We start from the raw sequence: 18,188 nt of genomic DNA, 5'->3' as shown, positions 1-18,188 counted from the left end.
CGAGACCACCACCGATGCCGAACCCTGTCGAGTCGATCCTGCGCACCGCCGCCGAGGGCCTCGTTGCCCTGGTGGCGGCCTGCAACCGGCGACGCCTGCCGGGGACGCAGCACCCCTTCGCGGTCGGCGTCCACGCGCCGATGCGCGAGGAGCTGACCCTGCGGGACCTGTCCGTGACCGGGACGATCCCGGCGGGGCTCGACGGGCGCTACCTCAAGATGGGGGCCAACCCTGCCCGCCCGACGACGCGCGGCCACGACTGGTTCCTGGGCGACGGCATGGTGCACGGTCTCTGCATCGAAGGCGGCAGGGCGCTGTGGTACCGCAACCGCTGGATCGGGTCGCGCGCGGCGTCCGCGGCGCTCGGCCGGCCTGCCGCCCCGGGGCCGCGCCGAGGCGACGACACCGTCAACACCAACGTCGTCGCGATCGGCGGCCGCGCCTTCGCCGTGGTCGAGGCTGGCAGCTACCCCGTCGCGCTGTCCGAGGACCTGGAAACGCAGCGCTACGATCCGTTCGACGGCACGCTCGCCGGCTCCTTCACCGGGCACCCGCATCGCGACCCGGAGACCGGTGAGACACATGCCATCGCCTACGACGGCCGCGTCTGGGACCGCGTGCGCCACGTCGTCGTCTCGCCCGCGGGCCGGGTCGTGCGCGACGTGCCGATTTGCGTCGAGCACGGCCCCTGCATCCACGACTGCGCGATCACGGCGCGCTTCGCGGTGACGCTGGACCTTCCCCTCACCTTCTCGATGCGGGCGGTGCTAGCCGGCCACCGCTTCCCGTTCCGCTGGAACCCCGCCCACCGCGCCCGCGTCGGCCTGCTGCCCAGGCACGGTACGGCCGCCGACATCGTGTGGTGCGCAGTCGAGCCGTGCTTCGTCTTCCACGTCGCCAACGCCTACGACGACGCGCACGGGCGGGTGGTCCTCGACGTGGTCGCCTACGAGACGGTGTTCGCCTCGGCCGACGGCGGCCTCGACGCACCGGGCCGGCTGGAGCGCTGGACCGCCGACCCCAAGACGGGGACCGTCGACCGGCGGGTGATCGACCCCACGGCGCAGGAGTTTCCCCGGATCGACGAGCGCCGCTTCGGGCGGCCCCACCGTTACCCCTACACGGTCTCGGTCCCCGCCGACGGCAACACACAACTCGTCGGCGCGAGGCAGATCTACAAGCACGACCTGGCGACAGGGGAGCGGCGCGTACACGACTTCGGCGCCGACCGCGTCCCGGGGGAGTTCGTGTTCGTACCGGCGCGACCGGAGGCCGGCGAGGACGAAGGGTGGCTCGTCGGGCTCGTCATCGACACGGCGCGCGACACGACGGACTTCACCATCCTCGACGCGCGCGCGTTCGAGGCGCCGCCCGTCGCCACGGTCCATCTCGGGCACCGGATCCCGCCGGGCTTCCACGGGAACTGGTTTCCGAATGACATTCTGGGACGGTGAAGGCATCTGGCTGCGCCATGGCCTGCTCGGACAGCGTCTGCAGACCGATTTTTGGCCATATGCCTGCGGGCGTCAAACAGCGCTCCCATGAAGCATCCGAGTGGCGCATGTGATCGACTGCGAATGCAGACAATTTGATATGCGATTCTGTGTTGTCAGCGACAAAAAATGGCAAAGGGCGCGAAGCATTCCCTTCGCGCCCTTCCGATGTCGATCCTATGCTTCAAACCAGCCCAGCCTATGGTTCCTAGAGGCTGTTATGAACTGAATGGGTGAGGTTTGCGTTTTCGGGCATGAGCGCAGGTCGTGCCGGCTATCCATCTGACGTGTCCGATGAGGAATGGGCGCTGGTCGCGCCGTATCTGGCGCTGCTGCGGGAGAGTTCGGGTCAGCGTGACACGAGCTGCGGGAGGTGTTCAACGGCCTGCGGTTCATCGTGAAGACGGGGGCGCCGTGGCGGTTCATGCCGCACGACCTTCCGCCGTGGGCGGCGGTGTACCAGCAGACGCAGCGCTGGCTGGCGGCGGCGTGCTTCACCGATGTGGCCGGGGACCTGCAGGCGGTTCTACGGATGGCAGGGGATCGCAAGCCGGAGCCGTCGGCGGTGATCCTGGACAGCCGGACGCTGCGGTCCTCGCCCGAGAGCGGCCGGGCTACGACGGGGCCAAGCGCAAGCGCGGTTCGAAGGTGCATCTGGCGGTAGACACGCCAGGCCACGTGGTGGCGTTGCACGTCACCCCGGCCGATGCCGACGATCGCGGCGAGGTCGATCGCCTGACCGGCGCGATGCAGGCGGAGACGGACGGAAGCGTCAAGACGGGCTTCGTCGATCAGGGCTACACCGGCGCGCGGGCGGCGGACGCGGCCCAGGCGCACGGTATCGCCCTGGAGGTAGTCAAGGCGCCCGAGGCCAAGCGCGGATTTGTCCTGCTGCCGCGTCGCTGGGTGGTGGAGCGGTCCTTCGCCTGGGCGACGCGCTGTCGGCGCCTGGTCAAGGATTACGAGCGTTATGCCAGCACGCTGGCAGGACTTCACAGGGTCGCCTTCGTCTGTCTCATGCTGAAACAGGCCGAACGATTGATGACAGGTTCATAACACGCTCTAGGAGCCTGTCCCAGAGCCGTGAGCTTCTCGGCGAGCCGACGCTGGATGGGTAGCGTGTCGAGATGCGCAGGTTCCTCGTGGACGGGCGTCCGACGTTCTGCCTCGCCGAGAAGGAGCTGCCGCGGTTCAGGCAGACCGTCCGCGAACTCTACAATGCGCGGATCGCCGAACGGGTCTGCGGCTTCGGACGCTGAGATTTCCGCATCGCCTCAGGAGAGACCGCCAGCGCGCTGCCCCGTCAAACGGGCATCACGCGCTTATGGGGTGAGCCCCCCCGAGCTTGACGTGCTTATTGGGTTGAACGGCACATCCTAATGCGGTGCGGGCCGGTCGAACAACAAAGACTTAGCGGCCCGTCAACGCGCCGTTATGGGGTGCACGACACAAGTAAGATATCGCTCAGCGTGTCGATATGAGCCGTCCTGCCGAAGAGCCGGTCGCCCACCTCGAAGAGCGGGCCGCGCGGTCGGATGTACGATCCGCCATCGCACGCGTGCGGAACGCTCCGGATGTGCCTCCCGAGGACGGTGACGACATGCCGGACACGCCTCAGACCAGAGGAATGGATCGGTAGCCGACGGAACGGGCCGTCTGTTCGCGACCGCGTCCGCCTGTCACGCGCGCAACGGCGGTGAGAGACGCGGCGTAGACGACGGATATCCAAGCTCTTCCCTCATCCTGAGGTGCCCGGCGATCAAAGATCGCTGGGCCTCGAAGGAGCTCTCCAGGAATCGCGCGGCTGGCTGGAGGGCTCCTTCGAGGGCTTCGCTCCGCTACGCCACCTCAGGATGAGGTCGCGAATGGGAACACCCGCCAAAAGGCCTCAGAGGCATTCCCGGCAGCAGCCCGATCCGGAGCAGCGGCACGGCCTCATTCACCAAGCCGGCCCGCGGCGGGGCGGCTCGTTGTACATCGGGACGTTGTGGTTGCGGGGCAGGTAGCCCCGGACGATCACGGGCGGCGGCACGGCCGACGCTTCGGGCCGCACGCGGACGACGCGCCGGAGTCGGGGTGGATCGAAGCCGCGATCCTCCGGCCAGGCGGAGGCCGGGGCCGGGACGAGGGCGGCCAGCAGCACGATCCAGGCGAGCGGCGGCGGTCGGGCGGGGCGGCGCTGGGTCATGGTCGGTATCCGGCCGGCATCGGGACGATCAGAACTTGAGGGCGGCGCCGCCGCGGATCGTGTTCAGCTCGGCACGGTGACCGTTGAAGCTCTGGAACAGCACGTACTGATACTCGCCCCGCAGCAGGATGTTGGGCGTGATCGCGTATTCGAGGCCGAACCCGAGGGCCACGCCGCCGATCGTCTTGGTCTTGGCGTTGGCCGACAGCGTGGTCGGAGCGTTCGGAATAGTCTGGGCGCCCTGTCCGGCCGGGGTCGACCGGTTCAGCGGGAAGTTTTGGTTGAAGCTGGCATAGCCGTGATTGTAGACGGCCGCCGGCAGGCCCGTGGTCAGGGCTTGGTTGGCCGCATAGGTCGTGGCGCTGTAGCCGTAATTCTGGACCGCGACGGTGTCGTTGATCGTGACCCGGCCGACCGCGAGGCCGCCCGTGACGTAGGGGAGCAGGTTGCCGAAGGCGTAGCCGGCCCGGGCGCGGATGCTGCCGTAATCGTCGATCCGCGTGTTCGACGTGCCCGAGAGGTTGACCGTCTCGGAATTGCCTCCGGCCGTCGTCATGATCCGGCTGATGCCGTTGGTGGACCAGCTGTTCAGGTCCGCGTGCGTGTAGTCGGCCTCGATCCCGAGGACGATCTCGTCGAACTGAACGTTGTAGCCCGCAAACGCGCCGAAGCTCGCGCTCTTCACGCGGGTTCCCGGCATTGACAGGATCTTCGAGACCCCGAACTCGCTCTCGATATCGCGGTAGCTGAAGTACTGCGCGAGGGTCGATTGCAGGGCGTTGCGCTGCGCCAGGCCACCCGACGTATACCCGCCATGGCCGCCGACATACACGCCGCTCCAGTCCACCACCGGGGCCGGGACCGGGTCGTAATCGGCGCCGCGCAGGTAATCGTAATCCAGGTCGGCGGCCCGGGCTGTGCTCGCGCCGCAGAGGCCGAGGATCGCCAGCAGCGGCAAGGTGACGGTACGCATCGGGATCGTCCTGGGACTGCGAGACGGACGGCGGCTCGGGCCTCGATGCAGTGATAGATGGGTAACCTTAAGCGTCCGTTATTTTAGGGTCCTTCCCGATATCCCGATTCGATCATCGCGGCCCGGTAAGAACTATCCGGCGGCCCAATTCTGCTCTGTGCATCCACCGAGCCCCGGCCACAAAACGAAAAAAAACGGCGCGGAGAGGATCCGCGCCGTCTGCCGTCAGAGTCGTTGGGGAAAAATCAGTACTTGCGCACCAGCGGGCCGGGGATCGGCTCGGGCATCAGCGGCGGCAGCGGCGCCGCGACCAGGCCGCCGAGGTAGTAGCGCAGGCCGATCTTCACGTCGTGCGCCTCGATGTCCTTCACCTTGATCGCCTGCAGGCTGCCGGTGCAGCACGGCACGAAGCCCGGGCCGGTCTCGGCCTTGCCGAGGTTGAGGTAGCGGTAGGCCAGTTCGATCTTCAGGGCGTCGCTCACGTCGTAGGCGAGACCGGCATGCAGCGCCCAGGCGAAGCTGCCGCTGGTCTTGCTCTTGTAGAACTTGCTGCCGCTGTTGGTGTTGTACACCGGGTTGCCGTTGCTGTCGTAGACCGGCGCGTAGTTGTAGTACGCCTGCCCGCACTTGCAGTCGTAGATCGGATTGCCGTAATCGTAGGCGTAGCTCGGGCTGGTGAATTGCTGGTTGGTCGAGTAGCCCGAGATGTGGTTGAAGGCGTAGCCGACGCCGCCGCCGATGAACGGCGTGATGCCGTACCAGGTGCCGAGGTCGAAATACGCGTTGGCCAGGACCACCGCGGAATCGAAGTTGCTGGTCGACTTGTTGACCCCGTAGGAGCCGAGGCCGTTGTCGAACTCGGGGCCCTTGTAATACTCGCTGCCGCGCAGGCCGGTGGAGTAGCGGTACTCGCCGGTCACATCGCCGCGCAGGAACGGGGTGAACTGGTAGCCGACGCCGACGCCCGCGAACCCGCCGCCGCCGATCTCGTTGCCGAACGCGCGGTTGGCGTCCGGGTAGCCGGTGTAATCGTAGGCCTCGGTGTATTTCGGCCGCGTGTAGACGCTGGCGCCGACATCGCCGCGCAGGTACCAGCCGCCGCCGACCTCGATCGGGGGCGGGGGGGGCGGCGGCGGAGGCGGGGGCAGCAGGTCCGCGGCAGCGGCCAGGCAGGGCGCGCCGACGCTCGCCGCGAGCGTCAGGCTGCGCACCAAAGCGTTCAGCTTGGAGCGGGCCATAAGGATTCCTTCACTGGACTCATGTGCCGGAAGCTTGGCAAGCCGGCTCGGATGACGTGGTGAAGGATGGATCGAACCTCTTAAATCCGGCTTAACGTTAAATGTTAGCCTTGCGGGCTGCTACAGCCTGCAAAACCGCAGCTCAACGAGGGATTTGCTAGTCTTGGCCGCACCGCTCGGTACGATCACGAACACATCCGCCCGTGGGCCAGGCTGAGCGGTGCTGCCCGAGGACGTGCGCATCCTGGCGCTGATGCTGCCGGAGACGGTGGCGGGCGCCCATCGCGGCAACCCGGATTTCCGCGTCGGCGGCCGGGTGTTCGCGACCCTGTGGGTCGAGGAGGCCCGGGTGGTGCTGCGCCTGGCCCCCGCCGATCAGGCGGAGCTGTGCGAGGCCGAGCCGGACCTGTTCACGCCGCTGGACGGCGCCTGGGGCCGGCGCGGCTGGACCAATCTCGACCTCGATCTCTGCGAGGAGGAGGCCCTGCGCGCCGCCCTGCTGGCGGCCTGGCGGACCACCGCACCGGCGGTCCTGCGCGCCGCCTACGCGTGATCATCCAGCCATCAGGGGCTCCGCCCCTGAACCCCGCCAAAGGGCCGCGGGCCCTTTGGGATCCCGGATCTTAGGCCGCGACCTTGGTGACGGCCTCGACCACCTCGTCGACCACCTCGTTGACGAGGCCGCGGTCGTCGCCCTCGGCCATCACGCGGATCACCGGCTCGGTGCCGGAGGGGCGGATCACCAGGCGGCCGCCATTGCCCAGGCGGGCGCGGGCCTGGGCGATCGCGCTGACCACGCTGTCCTGGCTGAGCGGCTGGCCGGAGCGGTAGCGGACGTTCTTGAGGATCTGCGGCAGCGGATCGAAGCAGTGGCAGACCTCGCTCACCGGCCGGCCCTGGCGCTGCACCACGCTCAGAAGCTGGAGCGCCGCCACCAGGCCGTCGCCCGTGGTGGTGTAGTCCGACATGATGATGTGGCCGGATTGCTCGCCGCCGAGATTGTAGCCGTGCTCGCGCATGTGCTCGAGCACGTAGCGGTCGCCCACCGCGGTGCGGGCCAGGGTCAGGCCGAGGCCGCCGAGGAAGCGCTCCAGGCCGAGATTGGACATGATCGTCGCCACCAGCCCCGGCTGGGTGAGCCGCTCGTCCTCCTGCCAGGAGCGCGCGACGACCGCCATCAGCTGGTCGCCGTCGACCACGTGGCCCTTCTCGTCGACGATCAGCACCCGGTCGGCGTCGCCGTCGAGGGCAATGCCGATATCGGCCCGGCGCTCGCGGACCTTGGCGACCAGGGCCGCCGGGGCGGTGGAGCCGACATCCCGGTTGATGTTGAACCCGTCCGGCTCGGTGCCGATGGCGATCACCTCGGCGCCGAGTTCCCACAGGGTCTCGGGGGCGACCCGGTAGGCGGCGCCGTTGGCGCAATCGACCACCACGCGCAGGCCGTCGAGCGTCACGTGCCGGGGGAGGGTGCGCTTGGCGAATTCGATGTAGCGGGCATGCACGCTCTCGATCCGCTTGGCCCGGCCGAGATCGGCGGAGCCCGCCAGCCGCGTGTGCAGTTCGGCGTCGATCAGCTCCTCGATCTCGCCCTCGATCGCGTCGTTGAGCTTGAACCCGTCGGGGCCGAACAGCTTGATGCCGTTATCCTCGAAGGCGTTGTGCGAGGCCGAGATCATCACCCCGATATCGGCCCGCATCGAGCGGGTCAGCATCGCCACCGCGGGGGTTGGCACCGGGCCGAGCTGCAGCACGTCCATGCCTACCGAGGTGAAGCCGGCGATCAGCGCGGTCTCGATCATGTAGCCGGACAGGCGGGTATCCTTGCCGATCACCACCCGGTGGCGATGGTCGCCGCGCTGGAACACCAGGCCCGCCGCCTGCCCGACCTTGAGGGCGAGTTCCGGGGTGATCACCCCGTTGGCCCGGCCCCGGATGCCGTCGGTTCCGAAATACTTGCGCGCCATCAGGATCTCCGGTGCCGGGCCTCTCGTCCGGCCAACGCGCCGATAGAGTAGCCCGACAGACCTTAGCAGATTGGATTGCCCCGGGTGCTCCGCGACAAAGACGGTCGAAATGGGGCGTTGCCCTACAGCACCCGCGGCAGCGCCGCCGCCAGCAGCGTGACGCCGGAGATTGTCAGGAGGCCGAGCACCACCCGGCGGAAGGCGGTCTCGCTCAAGCCGACATAGACCCGGGTGCCCAGAAAGACCGGGATCAGCATGGCGGGCAGCACCACGGCCAGCATCGGCAGGGCCGCGCGGGTGACGAGGCCGGAGCCGAGATAGACCAGCATGGTCACGGCCAGCATCGCCAGGTTGAAGTTCTGGATGATCGTGCGCTGCACGTCGCGCTCGTAGCCGCGCAGCACGCACCACAGGGTCGGCAGCGTGCCGGTGAAGCCGCCGAGCCCGCCGAGCAGGCCGCCGCTCATGCCGACGGCGGCATCCGCCAGCCGCCCGCCCGTGGTGATCCGCGGCAGGTCCTTGGCGAGCAGCATCGCCGGGCACCAGACCACCAGCAGGGTGCCGAGCAGCAGCTTGAACCAGTCGGCATTGAGGTGGGGCAGCAGCATCACCCCGAGCGGGACCCCGGCCAGCCCGCCCAGCAGGAACGGCGCGAGACGCGCCCGGTCGAAGCCGCGCCGCACCGTGACGGCGGCGACGATCTGGCCGGTCAGGGATCCGGCGACCGCCAGGATCGCGGCCAGCTGCGGGTCGATCACCCAGGCCCAGAACGACAAAGCCACGAGCCCGAACGCGAAGCCCGACAGCCCCTGCACGAACCCGGCGACCGCGGCTCCGAGGCCGACGACGAGATAGACGGACAACGCCATGGGGTACGCGGCTCAGACAGATCCCGGCCCCGGTCTTTCCGATTCGCCGCCGAGAGCCGAGCCTCCGGCCGAGCTTGCGGGGGGTGTTCACGGACAGGCGGGGCGGATTGTCATGGGGGGCGAGGCAGGACGAAGCGCGGGTTCCCCTCTCCCCGCACGCGGGGAGAGGCCCGCACGGACCTCGTCGTCCGTGCGGGAAGCGAGAGGCGAAGCCGGAGCGGCGGTGAGGGGGTGGCTCAGAACGAGGCGCGCGTCCTGAACCGCCCCCTCACCTTCGGCTGCCGCCTCGCTTCGGCGACGACGAGGTCGCCGAAGCCCTCTCCCCGCGAGCGGGGCGAGGGGATCCCCGCCCCAGCACCGTGTGAGTCCGCGAGCCTCTGCGAGTGAGAGAGATTCGGCGACCGCTGCCCTGATCCGGCGGGACGCCAAGAGCAAAAAATCTTAATAAAAAAAGGGCGCCTCGCGGCGCCCCTCTCATCACATCCGTTTAGCTCACGCCTGCGGCTGAGGCTCCAAGCCGCCGTCGCTCTCCTTCGGGCGGCCGCGGCCGGCGGAGGGGACCGAGGAGCCCCGGGCCGGGGTCGGGGGCACGTCGCCGCCGTCGCGGATCGGGGGCTGGCCCTTCAGCAGGTTGCGGATCTCGTCGCCCGAGAGGGTCTCGTATTCGAGCAGCCCCTGGGCCAGAGCCTCCAGGTCGTCCTTGTGCTCGGCCAGGATGCGGCGGGCCTCCTCCAGGCCGGTCTCGACCAGGCGGCGGACCTCGGCGTCGATCTTCTGGGCGGTCGATTCCGAAACCGATTGCTGCCGGCCCATCGACATGCCGAGGAAGACCTCGTCGTTGTTCTCGCCGTAGGCGACGGTGCCAAGCTCGGGCGAGAAGCCCCAGCGGGTCACCATCATCTTGGCGAGCCGGGTCGCCTGCTCGATGTCCGACTGGGCGCCCGAAGTCACCTTGTCCCGGCCGAAGGTCATCTCCTCGGCGATGCGGCCGCCCATCATGATCGCCAGCCGCGAGGTCATCTGCTCGAAGCTCATGGAGAGCTTGTCGCGCTCGGGCAGCTGCATGACCATGCCGAGCGCACGGCCGCGCGGGATGATGGTCGCCTTGTGCACCGGGTCGGTGGCCGGGACGTTGAACGCGACGATGGCGTGGCCGCCCTCGTGATAGGCGGTGAGCCGCTTCTCGTCCTCGGTCATCACCAGGGTGCGCCGCTCGGCGCCCATCATGACCTTGTCCTTGGCATCCTCGAACTCGTGCATCGTGACGATGCGCTTGCCGCGACGGGCCGCCAGCAGGGCCGACTCGTTGACGAGGTTCATCAGGTCGGCGCCCGAGAAGCCGGGGGTGCCGCGGGCGATCACCTTCAGGTCGACATCGGGCGCCAGCGGCACCTTGCGGACGTGGACCCGCAGGATGCGCTCGCGACCGGTGACGTCCGGGTTCGGCACCATGATCTGGCGGTCGAACCGGCCCGGACGCAGCAGCGCCGGGTCGAGCACGTCGGGGCGGTTGGTCGCCGCGATGATGATGACGCCCTCGTTGGCCTCGAACCCGTCCATCTCCACGAGGAGCTGGTTCAGGGTCTGCTCGCGCTCGTCGTTGCCGCCGCCGAGGCCGGCGCCGCGATGGCGGCCGACCGCGTCGATCTCGTCGATGAAGATGATGCAGGGCGCGTTCTTCTTGGCCTGCTCGAACATGTCGCGCACGCGGCTGGCGCCGACGCCGACGAACATCTCGACGAAGTCGGAGCCCGAGATGGTGAAGAACGGCACGTTGGCCTCACCCGCGACCGCCCGGGCGATCAGGGTCTTACCGGTGCCGGGCGGGCCGACGAGCAGCACGCCGCGCGGGATCCGACCGCCGAGCCGCTGGAATTTCTGGGGGTCGCGGAGGAATTCCACGATCTCCTGGAGGTCTTCCTTGGCCTCCTCGACGCCGGCGACGTCATCGAACGACACGCGGCCATGAGCCTCGTTCAGGAGCTTCGCCTTCGACTTGCCAAAACCCATGGCCCGGCCGGCGCCGGACTGCATCTGGCGGCTCAGGAAGATCCAGGCGCCGATGAAGACGAGAATCGGCAGCCAGCTTACGAGCAGCTGGATGAACCAGGGGGTGTTGTCGGACGGCGGACGGGCGGTGATCTGCACACCCTTGCCCTGGAGCTTGGAGACCAGGCTCGGGTCGTTGGGGGCGTAGCTGGTGAAGTTGCCGCCGCCGACATAGGTGCCGGACACGTCCTGCCCGGAAATCACCACCGACTGGATCTTGCCGGAATCGGCGTCGTTGAGGAGCTGGCTGTAGGCGATCTCGCTGCCGCCGCCCCGGTGACCGGGGTTCTGGAACAGGGTGACGAGGGCCAGCACCAGCAGGAAGATGACGACCCACAAGGCAAAGTTGCGAAAATTCGGGTTCATCGATCGATCCTTGGTGCGTGCGGCCCCCTAGACGGACACGTCGCGCGGCTTTGCCGGTCCATCCGTGCACACCTCGCCAATGTAGGCGGGGGGGCCTTCCTTGCCAAGTAAGCCGGTCCCCCCTGCGGCGAGGGCAGCATCTATCCGTCAAACGGCGGTCTTGTGCCGGCGCAGTGGGGCCGGCTCCAGACTCACCGTGCCGGCGGAATCGGTTGCGACCAAAATCCCCGCCAGGGTGCGGCGGATCGGCTCCCGGCGGCGCAGGGCCGGCAGCACGGCCTCGAAGACAAGGGATTCCAGGCGCTCCAGCCGGCGCGGCGCGGCGCCCACCCGGGTCAGGGCCGCGTCGAGGCAGCGCAGGGCAAGGGCCTCCGGCAGGGCCGCCAGCACGGCGCCGTCGAGGCGCAGCGCCGCAGCGTCGGTATTCTTTGCCGGCAGCAAAACCGCCGCGAAGGCCTGCGCGGCCGCGGCCCGGAGGGCGTCGTCGTCCCGGGCGGCCCGCTCGGCGAGGCGCGCGAGCCGGGCCGGGCTCAGGCCCTCCCGCTCCAGTGCGGCCCAGCTCGCGCGCAGGCGTCCCCGGGCGAAGCGCGGGTCGGCGTTGGCCGGGTCGCGGACATGCGGGATGCCCCGGGCCGCGCACCACGCCACCAGGACCGCCTTCGGCAGGGCCAGGAACGGCCGCCCGAGGGTGATGCCCGGGGCGAGCGGGCGTTCGGCCCGCATGCCGGCGAGCCCGGCCGGTCCGCTGCCGGCGGCGAGCCGCATCAGCACGGTCTCGGCCTGATCGTCCTGCGTGTGGCCCGTGAGCACGAGGCCGGCGCCGATCGCCTCGGCATGGGCGGCCAGCAGCCGATAGCGGGCGGCCCGGGCCGCGTCCTGCAGGCCGGTGCCGGGCTTCGGGCCCGCCCAGGTCAGGATCGCGTGCGGCAGGCCGAGCGCGCGGGCCGCTCGCCCGACGCCCTCGGCCTCCGGGCCGGAATCCGGGCGCAGGCCGTGATCGACGGTGGCGACCTGCGCGGACGCGCCGAGCGCCGCGGCGGCATGCATCAGCGCGCTCGAATCGGGCCCGCCCGAAACGGCCAGCAACACGCTACGCTCCGACTGAGCGAGCCAGGGCGCGAGGGCGTGAAGCACCGGATCGTCCGGCAGACAAGTCATGGATTCAAAAGGTCCGAGACCTTTTGCGGGTCCAGGGCAGAGCCCTGGTCTCTCGGGGGCTCCGCCCCCGAACCCCGCCAAAGGGCACGCCCTTTGGGATCCCGATCAGGCCGAGCAGCGGGCGCGCTTCTGCTCCCGGGCGACGCCCTGGCGGACGCCGGTGCCGGCATTGGGGAACTTCCGGTCCAGCTCGGCGAGCGTCGCGCAGGCCTGCTCGCGGGCCCCAAGGGCGTTGAGGGTGACGCCGAGCTTCAGCATCGCGTCCGGCGCCTGGGACGAGCGGGCATAGTCGGTGGAGACCTTCAGGAACTGCTCGGCCGCCTCGCGGTTGCGGCCGCGGGCCAGGTAGCTCTCGCCCAGCCAGTAGGTCGCGCCGGCGACCCGGTTGTCGCGGGGATGCGACTGGATGAACTGGCGCAGGCCCATCTCGGCCTGCTCGAACTGCTTGGAGCGGTAGAGCTCGACCGCCGCCTCGTAATCGGCGGCCGGGTCGCCGGTCCGGGTCGCGGCCACGCTCTCGGCCGGGCGGGGCGCCGGGACCGGGATCGCGCCGGTGCGGGCCGGAGGCCGCAGGTCCACGGGCTCGTCGTAGCCGGGGGCGGCACCCTCGGCATCCGGATCCTCGTCCTCGATCGCGGGCCGGGGCAAGGCCTGCGGCCGGACCGGGGCCACCTCGGCGGCTTCCCGGGGCGGCAGGGGCGGGGAGGGCTGGGTGCTGCCGAGCGGCATCGGTGCCCCGGGGGCGCCGGGGGTCTGGGACGGGTCGAAGGCATCGCCGCGCTTGCCGGGGCGGCCGGAGCCGGGATTGCCGCCGTTGACCGCGCCCGCCGGGGCCTGCGACGGCGCCGCCGAGGGGGCAGCCTTGCCGCCGCCGCCCTTGCCCTCGTTCAGGCGGAACTCGACATCCTCCTGGAACTTGCGCAGCTGCTCTTTCAGCTGCCGGTTCTCGTACTGGAGGGTCTCGATCTGCCCGGCCATGATCCGGGACTGGTTCTCGATGCGCCCCAGGCGCACCACCAGTTCCGAGGCGTCCTGCGCGGCGGCCGGATGGCCGAGGAGCAGGCCCCCGAGGATCGTGGTGAGCGCGAGGCGGGTGCGAAGGCGGGCGAGCATGATGCGGCTGCGGTCCGATGGAAGCGCGAGGCCCTATCAAATGCGCCGGTCCGCGGCAAAACTGCGGCGCGGAAAGGTCGAACCCGGGGCCGGCTTCCTCTTCGCAGAAACGCCTGCCGACTCTGCGAAGAATCGGCAGGCGGACGGGACCTGTTGGCCGTCTCTGCGAAGATTACGCCCCGGCGCCGCGGTCGAGCACGATCACCGCGCGGCGGTTCTGGGACCAGCACGAGATGTCGTTGCACACCGCCACCGGCCGCTCCTTGCCGTAGGAGACGGTGCGCATCCGGTTCGCGCCGATGCCTCGGGTGGCGAGGTAGTCGTTGACCGACTGGGCCCGGCGGGCGCCCAGGGAGAAGTTGTATTCGCGGGTGCCGCGCTCGTCGGCATGGCCCTCGATGATGAAGGTGTAGCGCGGGTAGCGCTGCAACCAGGCCGCCTGCTTGTCGAGGGTGGCGGTGGCGGTGGGGGTCAGGTCGGTGGAATCCGATTCGAAGAAGACCCGGTCGCCGATATTGACGACGAAGTCCTGCGCGCTGCCCGGGGTTGCGGCGCCGGCCCCGAACGCGGAGGCGTCGGCGAGATCCTTGTCGTTGCTGCAGGCGCCGAGCCCGAGGGCGGCGCAGACAGCGAGGCCGAGGGCGAGTGCGCGGAAACGCTGGGGCATGATCGTTCAACTCCTCGAGCGGTGCCGAAGGCCGGCTGCTGGTCTTCGAGGCGGGTCCGCGTAGTCCTGAGCGCCGGTGATAGGCGCGGATGGTTAAGCGACGGTTCCGTCCGGCGCCGCGGAGCGTCCTGCGAGCCCGCGCCGGTCGGCGGCGTGCGCTGCCGCACGCCGAGGGATGCTGACGCGCCCGGATTGCGGCCGTGCCGGGGCAATCGCGCATGGGACCGTCTCGCGCAGCCATTTCCGCCCCGCCGGTTGCCGCGCTGCAACAGCGCCGGATACCGCTTTCGCGACGGCTTTTAAGAGATCCTCAACCGTGTGGGTTCTTGATTCGCGCAGTCGATCCCCGGACCCGCAGCATGCCTCCCGCCCAGTGCGTCCTCATCGTCGAGGATAGCTACCTGCTCCTCGAGATCATCGCGAGCTTGTGCGAGACCCAGGGCATCCGGGTGATCGAGGCCTCCACGGGGGAGGCGGCGCTGACGCTCCTGCGGACGCGCGGGACCGAGATCGACTGGCTGTTCACCGACATCCACCTGCCCGGGCTGATCGACGGCTGGACCGTGGCCCACGCGTTCCGGGCGATCCATGCCGACCGGCCGGTGGTCTACACCTCGACCGATTCGAGCGGCGGCCGGGGCGTCCCGGGCAGCCTGTTCCTGCGCAAGCCGTTCCAGGTGCAGGCGGTCAACCGGCTGGTCCGGATGATGGTCGAGGGCCTGAGCGAGGCGCCTCTCTGCGCGGCGGGCTGAGCGGGCTCGGCAAGGGCATCATACCGGCACGATGACCTAGGCTCCTGATTCACATCGTCTTTTTCCGAAAGCCGGCGGCCACCTTTCGGGACGATGTTCTACCCGGCCCGGAACAGGGCCACGATCTCGGGCGCGGCGAGCCACGCATCCACCCGCTGGCAGGCGAGATCGCCCGCCGACATCGCGTCGTAGATCGCGAAGCTTGCCGCGATGAAGCCCGGCAGGTCGTAGAGCGTCGGGAAGTCCTCGCCTCGAGGCTTCATCTTGAACAGGTACGAGCCGGTCAGCCCGAAATGCTCGGCGATCGGCGGGTAGAGCGGCCAGACTACGTCCTGGGCCAGCTCGTCACCGAGGTAATCCTCGATCTCCACGGGCTCGGGCCTGAGCCCGCTCTCGTGCAACAGCCGCCGGGCGATGTCGCCGATGACGAAGGCCTTGGGGTGGTTCATCACGTGCATGAACGCGCCCCGGCGGGCCCAGCGGGTCACCTCGCGATCGAGGCTGAAGCCCAGCGCGGCCGCCGACCCGACCAGCTCGTGCACGGCCGGATCCCAATGGTCGAGATAGCCGAGCCGCCGGAACACGTCCTCGCGGAACAGCCCGGCGGTGCGGCCGGCATCGAGGCCGAGCCGGTGGGCGCAGAGCGCGATCGCCGAGTGGTACTGCCCCATCGGGGAGGGCGCGAGCTTGAGCGCGGCGAGGTCCGAGGCCTGGCCGACATAGACCATGTCCGGGTGGAAGGCCGAGAACACGATCGACGGGAACAGCTTGAGCCGCGGATCGGCCGCCCGCACGGTCGCGATGTCGCCCCCCGGGATCAGGCCGCCCGGGAAGACCTGCGAGAAGACGTGGTCGTGGGAGCGCAGCGTCCGGATCAGGCCGTCGACATGGCCGTGGTCGCGCTTGAGCGAGCCCATGGGCAGGTAGCGCACGGGGCTCTTCGGCGCGAGCAGGCGCATCGCCTGGGCGATGCCGCGCGCCTGGCAATTGCCCAGCACCGCGATGGCCGGCCCGTCGCGCGTGGTGGCGGCGCGGGCGCGGTTTCGCCATGGTGTCGCCCAGGTGGGCGCCCAACTGGGGGTCGACAGGGACAACGCGCTGCGGGCGCGCCGGGGCAGATCGTTCAGGGCCACGTCGCGTGCCGGTGTCAGCGGACGGCTCAGCATCCCCGAGGGCGCGCGCCGTCGTGAAGATCTTGCCGTCGTGAAGAAGAGGGTTCGAAGATGGCGTTGAATCCGTATACGGGTCTACCGGCCGAGCGATTCTGGCGCAAGGTCGTGACCAACGTGCCGCCCTTCGCGGTCAATCCGCACCCGAAGGACACGTTCGCGATCGGGCCGACCGACAAGGTCGCCACCGGCGGCTCCTGCTTCGCGCAGCGGGTGGCCGAGGCGGTGCGCGGCGCCGGCTTCAACTATTACCTGACCGAGCCGCCGCCCCCCGGCATGAGCGCCGAGGAGGCCAATGCCCGCCAGTTCGGCACCTTCTCGGCCCGGTACGGCAATCTCTATTACACGCGCCAGTTCGTGCAGCTGTTCGACCGGGCCTACGGCCAATTCGAGCCGGAGCTGAAGGCGTGGCTGCGCGACGACGGCCGCTACGTCGATCCGTTCCGCCCCACCGTCGAGCCGGCGGGTTTCGCCAGCGAGGCCGAGGTGGTCGCCGCCCGGGACGCGCATCTGGCCGAGGTGCGCCGCCTGTTCGAGACCCTCGACGTGTTCGTGCTGACGCTGGGCCTCACCGAGGGCTGGCGCTGGCGGGGCGACGGCGCGGCGCTGCCGCTCGCCCCCGGGGTCGCGGGCGGCACCTTCGACCCGGCGCTCTACGAATGCGTCAATGCCGGCGCGGGGGAGGTGCTGGGCGACCTCAACGGCTTCCTGGACCGGCTCTGGAGCGTGAACCCCAAGGCCCGGGTGATCTTCACGGTCTCGCCCGTGCCGATGATCGCCACCTACATGGACCGGCACGTGATGGAGTCGAACAGCTACTCCAAGTCGGTGCTGCGGGTGGCCGCCGGCGAGGTGGTCGGTCGGGGCGATCCGCGGGCGGTGTATTTCCCGGCCTACGACATCGTCACGAGCAACGTGAATGCCGGGCGCTACTACAACGAGGATCAGCGCACCATCAACGACGCGGGGGTGCGCCACGTCATGCGGCTGTTCCTCTCGACCTTCGCCCGCGACCGCGCCGCCGCGGCCCCGACCCACGCCCCCGTGGACCTCGCGGCCGAGTTCGAGGGCAACGCTGGCGTGATCTGCGACGAGGAGGAGATCGAGCGCAGCGTGGCGTGAGAGCGGGGCCGATCGGCTAACGTGGGCCAAGGCACGTCCGTCCCATTCTCGACCTCATCCTGAGGAGCTTGCGCGGAGCGCAAGCCTCGAAGGAGCCTTCCAGGGATCGCACTGGCTTCTGGAGGGCTCCTTCGAGGCCCGCTGGCGCGGGTACCTCAGGATGAGGGGGGAGGGCTGGATACGCGGCGATTTCCGAGGTCGTTCATCCGAACTGACGATGTCAACAATCGGCCAAACTGTCCGTGCGCGCCGTCATCGCGGCGAGCGTATCCCGCGGCGAGGCGTTTCGCTACGGGCATGGCGGCCCTGCGGTGCCGGGTTCGGGTTTGCCACCGGCCAAGCATTTCGGGCAGTGTCGGCGCTCCCCGAAGCGTAACCGTGCCGGAGTCGATCCCCGTGAGCCTGCCCCCGCCCCGCAAGCCCGACCACGACATCGATCCGATCTTCGTGGCGCGGCACTCGCCCCGCGCCTTCACGGGCGAGGCGCTGCCCGAATCCGAGCTGCTGCGGATGATCGAGGCGGCGCGCTGGTCGCCCTCCGCGTACAATTCGCAGCCCTGGCGCTTCCTCTACGCGCTCCGGGAGGACGCGAACTGGGACACGTTCTTCGGCCTGCTCGTACCCGGCAACCAGAAATGGGTCTCGGGCACCGGCGCGATCCTGTTCCTGGTCTCGAACGGCCTCATGAAGGTCGGCGACGAGCTGAAGCCGTCCTACAGCCATTCCTTCGATACCGGGACCGCCTCACTGGCCTTCCAGCTCCAGGCGTTCCGCCAGGGCTGGCACGCCCACGGCATGACCGGGTTCGACCATGTCCGCGCCCCCGAGGTGCTGCGTTTGCCCGAGAACCACCGGATCGAGGCCGCCTTCGCGGTCGGCCGCAAGACCCCGGATGCGGAGCTCACCGAGGAGCAGCGGCCGCGCGAGGCCCCGAACGGCCGCCGGCAGATCACCGACTTCGTCATCGCCGGCCCGTTCCCGCCTTCCGACGCCTGAGGCGATCCGGAACCGGGGGTGCGACCGGGACTTGGTCGATATTGCCATGCCGTGGCGGTCCTGACGCA

Annotated in this window: 16 protein-coding genes and 1 pseudogene; 7 read left to right on the top strand and 10 right to left on the bottom strand. The window is 69.6% G+C overall.

From position 1 onward, the window contains the following. Positions 1–14: 14 nt before the first annotated feature. From MKK67_RS21810 to MKK67_RS32690, 3 genes and pseudogenes are all read left to right on the top strand, one after another. A complete protein-coding gene (locus tag MKK67_RS21810) occupies positions 15–1,454 on the top strand; it encodes a carotenoid oxygenase family protein (protein WP_243969351.1) in 1,440 nt (479 codons plus the stop codon). A gap of 293 nt (positions 1,455–1,747) precedes the next feature. Next, positions 1,748–2,549: pseudogene (locus MKK67_RS21805) on the top strand (IS5 family transposase). A gap of 71 nt (positions 2,550–2,620) precedes the next feature. After that, positions 2,621–2,752: a hypothetical protein gene (locus MKK67_RS32690; protein WP_279594611.1), complete on the top strand. Its 132-nt coding sequence runs from the start codon at positions 2,621–2,623 to the stop codon at positions 2,750–2,752. Positions 2,753–3,432: 680 nt separating this feature from the next. Here the strand turns inward: MKK67_RS32690 and MKK67_RS21800 are convergent. The 3 genes from MKK67_RS21800 to MKK67_RS21790 form a co-directional block, all read right to left on the bottom strand. Continuing rightward, positions 3,433–3,681, bottom strand: coding sequence for a hypothetical protein (locus MKK67_RS21800; RefSeq protein ID WP_243969349.1), 249 nt, complete (start codon positions 3,679–3,681; stop codon positions 3,433–3,435). Between the two features lie 28 nt (positions 3,682–3,709). After that, complete coding sequence (locus MKK67_RS21795; RefSeq protein ID WP_243969347.1) at positions 3,710–4,654, bottom strand: outer membrane protein; 945 nt, start codon at positions 4,652–4,654, stop codon at positions 3,710–3,712. 245 nt (positions 4,655–4,899) lie between these two features. After that, the gene (locus MKK67_RS21790) at positions 4,900–5,892 is read right to left on the bottom strand and encodes an outer membrane protein (RefSeq protein WP_243969345.1); all 993 of its coding nucleotides are present in this window, start codon (positions 5,890–5,892) and stop codon (positions 4,900–4,902) included. 220 nt (positions 5,893–6,112) lie between these two features. Here MKK67_RS21790 and MKK67_RS21785 point away from each other — a divergent pair, with 220 nt between their 5' ends. Then, positions 6,113–6,445 carry an MmcQ/YjbR family DNA-binding protein gene (locus MKK67_RS21785; protein ID WP_243969343.1) on the top strand — a complete coding sequence of 111 codons (333 nt, stop codon included), beginning with the start codon at positions 6,113–6,115 and terminating at the stop codon, positions 6,443–6,445. 70 nt (positions 6,446–6,515) lie between these two features. Here MKK67_RS21785 and glmM read toward each other — a convergent pair whose 3' ends face one another. The 6 genes from glmM to pal form a co-directional block, all read right to left on the bottom strand. Further along, positions 6,516–7,859, bottom strand: a complete 1,344-nt coding sequence (glmM, locus tag MKK67_RS21780; RefSeq protein WP_243969342.1) for a phosphoglucosamine mutase — start codon at positions 7,857–7,859, stop codon at positions 6,516–6,518. Positions 7,860–7,981: 122 nt separating this feature from the next. Beyond that, the gene (locus MKK67_RS21775) at positions 7,982–8,728 is read right to left on the bottom strand and encodes a sulfite exporter TauE/SafE family protein (protein WP_243969340.1); all 747 of its coding nucleotides are present in this window, start codon (positions 8,726–8,728) and stop codon (positions 7,982–7,984) included. Between the two features lie 492 nt (positions 8,729–9,220). After that, a complete protein-coding gene (ftsH, locus tag MKK67_RS21765; RefSeq protein ID WP_243969337.1) occupies positions 9,221–11,143 on the bottom strand; it encodes an ATP-dependent zinc metalloprotease FtsH in 1,923 nt (640 codons plus the stop codon). Positions 11,144–11,290: 147 nt separating this feature from the next. Continuing rightward, positions 11,291–12,301: a tRNA lysidine(34) synthetase TilS gene (tilS, locus tag MKK67_RS21760; protein WP_243969335.1), complete on the bottom strand. Its 1,011-nt coding sequence runs from the start codon at positions 12,299–12,301 to the stop codon at positions 11,291–11,293. Between the two features lie 105 nt (positions 12,302–12,406). Beyond that, positions 12,407–13,414: a tol-pal system protein YbgF gene (ybgF, locus tag MKK67_RS21755; protein ID WP_243969333.1), complete on the bottom strand. Its 1,008-nt coding sequence runs from the start codon at positions 13,412–13,414 to the stop codon at positions 12,407–12,409. A 172-nt stretch (positions 13,415–13,586) separates the two neighbouring features. After that, entirely contained in the window at positions 13,587–14,081 is a 495-nt protein-coding gene (pal, locus tag MKK67_RS21750; protein ID WP_243969331.1) for a peptidoglycan-associated lipoprotein Pal, read from the bottom strand. A 359-nt stretch (positions 14,082–14,440) separates the two neighbouring features. Here pal and MKK67_RS21745 point away from each other — a divergent pair, with 359 nt between their 5' ends. After that, entirely contained in the window at positions 14,441–14,833 is a 393-nt protein-coding gene (locus MKK67_RS21745; protein ID WP_243969329.1) for a response regulator, read from the top strand. A gap of 98 nt (positions 14,834–14,931) precedes the next feature. Here the strand turns inward: MKK67_RS21745 and MKK67_RS21740 are convergent, their stop codons facing one another. After that, positions 14,932–15,999: a WcbI family polysaccharide biosynthesis putative acetyltransferase gene (locus MKK67_RS21740; protein ID WP_243969327.1), complete on the bottom strand. Its 1,068-nt coding sequence runs from the start codon at positions 15,997–15,999 to the stop codon at positions 14,932–14,934. A gap of 57 nt (positions 16,000–16,056) precedes the next feature. Between MKK67_RS21740 and MKK67_RS21735 the strand changes: the two genes are divergently transcribed. Continuing rightward, positions 16,057–17,124, top strand: a complete 1,068-nt coding sequence (locus MKK67_RS21735) for a GSCFA domain-containing protein (protein WP_243969325.1) — start codon at positions 16,057–16,059, stop codon at positions 17,122–17,124. 396 nt (positions 17,125–17,520) lie between these two features. Next, positions 17,521–18,120 carry a nitroreductase family protein gene (locus tag MKK67_RS21730; RefSeq protein ID WP_243969323.1) on the top strand — a complete coding sequence of 200 codons (600 nt, stop codon included), beginning with the start codon at positions 17,521–17,523 and terminating at the stop codon, positions 18,118–18,120. Positions 18,121–18,188: the final 68 nt, after the last annotated feature.

The organism is Methylobacterium sp. J-072 (assembly GCF_022829425.1).
GTDB lineage: Bacteria > Pseudomonadota > Alphaproteobacteria > Rhizobiales > Beijerinckiaceae > Methylobacterium.
The sequence above is the reverse complement of the archived record's forward strand: the minus strand, read 5'-3'. Positions and strand labels throughout refer to the sequence as shown.

What these genes read in the sequence shown, in the direction of transcription:
- MKK67_RS32690 (WP_279594611.1), top strand. Translation starts at nt 2,621, where the DNA reads ATGCGCAGGTTCCTCGTGGACGGGCGTCCGACGTTCTGCCTCGCCGAG.
- MKK67_RS21800 (WP_243969349.1), bottom strand. Translation starts at nt 3,681, where the DNA reads ATGACCCAGCGCCGCCCCGCCCGACCGCCGCCGCTCGCCTGGATCGTG.
- ftsH (WP_243969337.1), bottom strand. Translation starts at nt 11,143, where the DNA reads ATGAACCCGAATTTTCGCAACTTTGCCTTGTGGGTCGTCATCTTCCTG.
- tilS (WP_243969335.1), bottom strand. Translation starts at nt 12,301, where the DNA reads ATGACTTGTCTGCCGGACGATCCGGTGCTTCACGCCCTCGCGCCCTGG.
- MKK67_RS21740 (WP_243969327.1), bottom strand. Translation starts at nt 15,999, where the DNA reads ATGCTGAGCCGTCCGCTGACACCGGCACGCGACGTGGCCCTGAACGAT.
- MKK67_RS21790 (WP_243969345.1), bottom strand. Translation starts at nt 5,892, where the DNA reads ATGGCCCGCTCCAAGCTGAACGCTTTGGTGCGCAGCCTGACGCTCGCG.
- glmM (WP_243969342.1), bottom strand. Translation starts at nt 7,859, where the DNA reads ATGGCGCGCAAGTATTTCGGAACCGACGGCATCCGGGGCCGGGCCAAC.
- MKK67_RS21810 (WP_243969351.1), top strand. Translation starts at nt 15, where the DNA reads ATGCCGAACCCTGTCGAGTCGATCCTGCGCACCGCCGCCGAGGGCCTC.
- MKK67_RS21795 (WP_243969347.1), bottom strand. Translation starts at nt 4,654, where the DNA reads ATGCGTACCGTCACCTTGCCGCTGCTGGCGATCCTCGGCCTCTGCGGC.
- ybgF (WP_243969333.1), bottom strand. Translation starts at nt 13,414, where the DNA reads ATGCTCGCCCGCCTTCGCACCCGCCTCGCGCTCACCACGATCCTCGGG.
- MKK67_RS21745 (WP_243969329.1), top strand. Translation starts at nt 14,441, where the DNA reads ATGCCTCCCGCCCAGTGCGTCCTCATCGTCGAGGATAGCTACCTGCTC.
- MKK67_RS21735 (WP_243969325.1), top strand. Translation starts at nt 16,057, where the DNA reads ATGGCGTTGAATCCGTATACGGGTCTACCGGCCGAGCGATTCTGGCGC.
- pal (WP_243969331.1), bottom strand. Translation starts at nt 14,081, where the DNA reads ATGCCCCAGCGTTTCCGCGCACTCGCCCTCGGCCTCGCTGTCTGCGCC.
- MKK67_RS21775 (WP_243969340.1), bottom strand. Translation starts at nt 8,728, where the DNA reads ATGGCGTTGTCCGTCTATCTCGTCGTCGGCCTCGGAGCCGCGGTCGCC.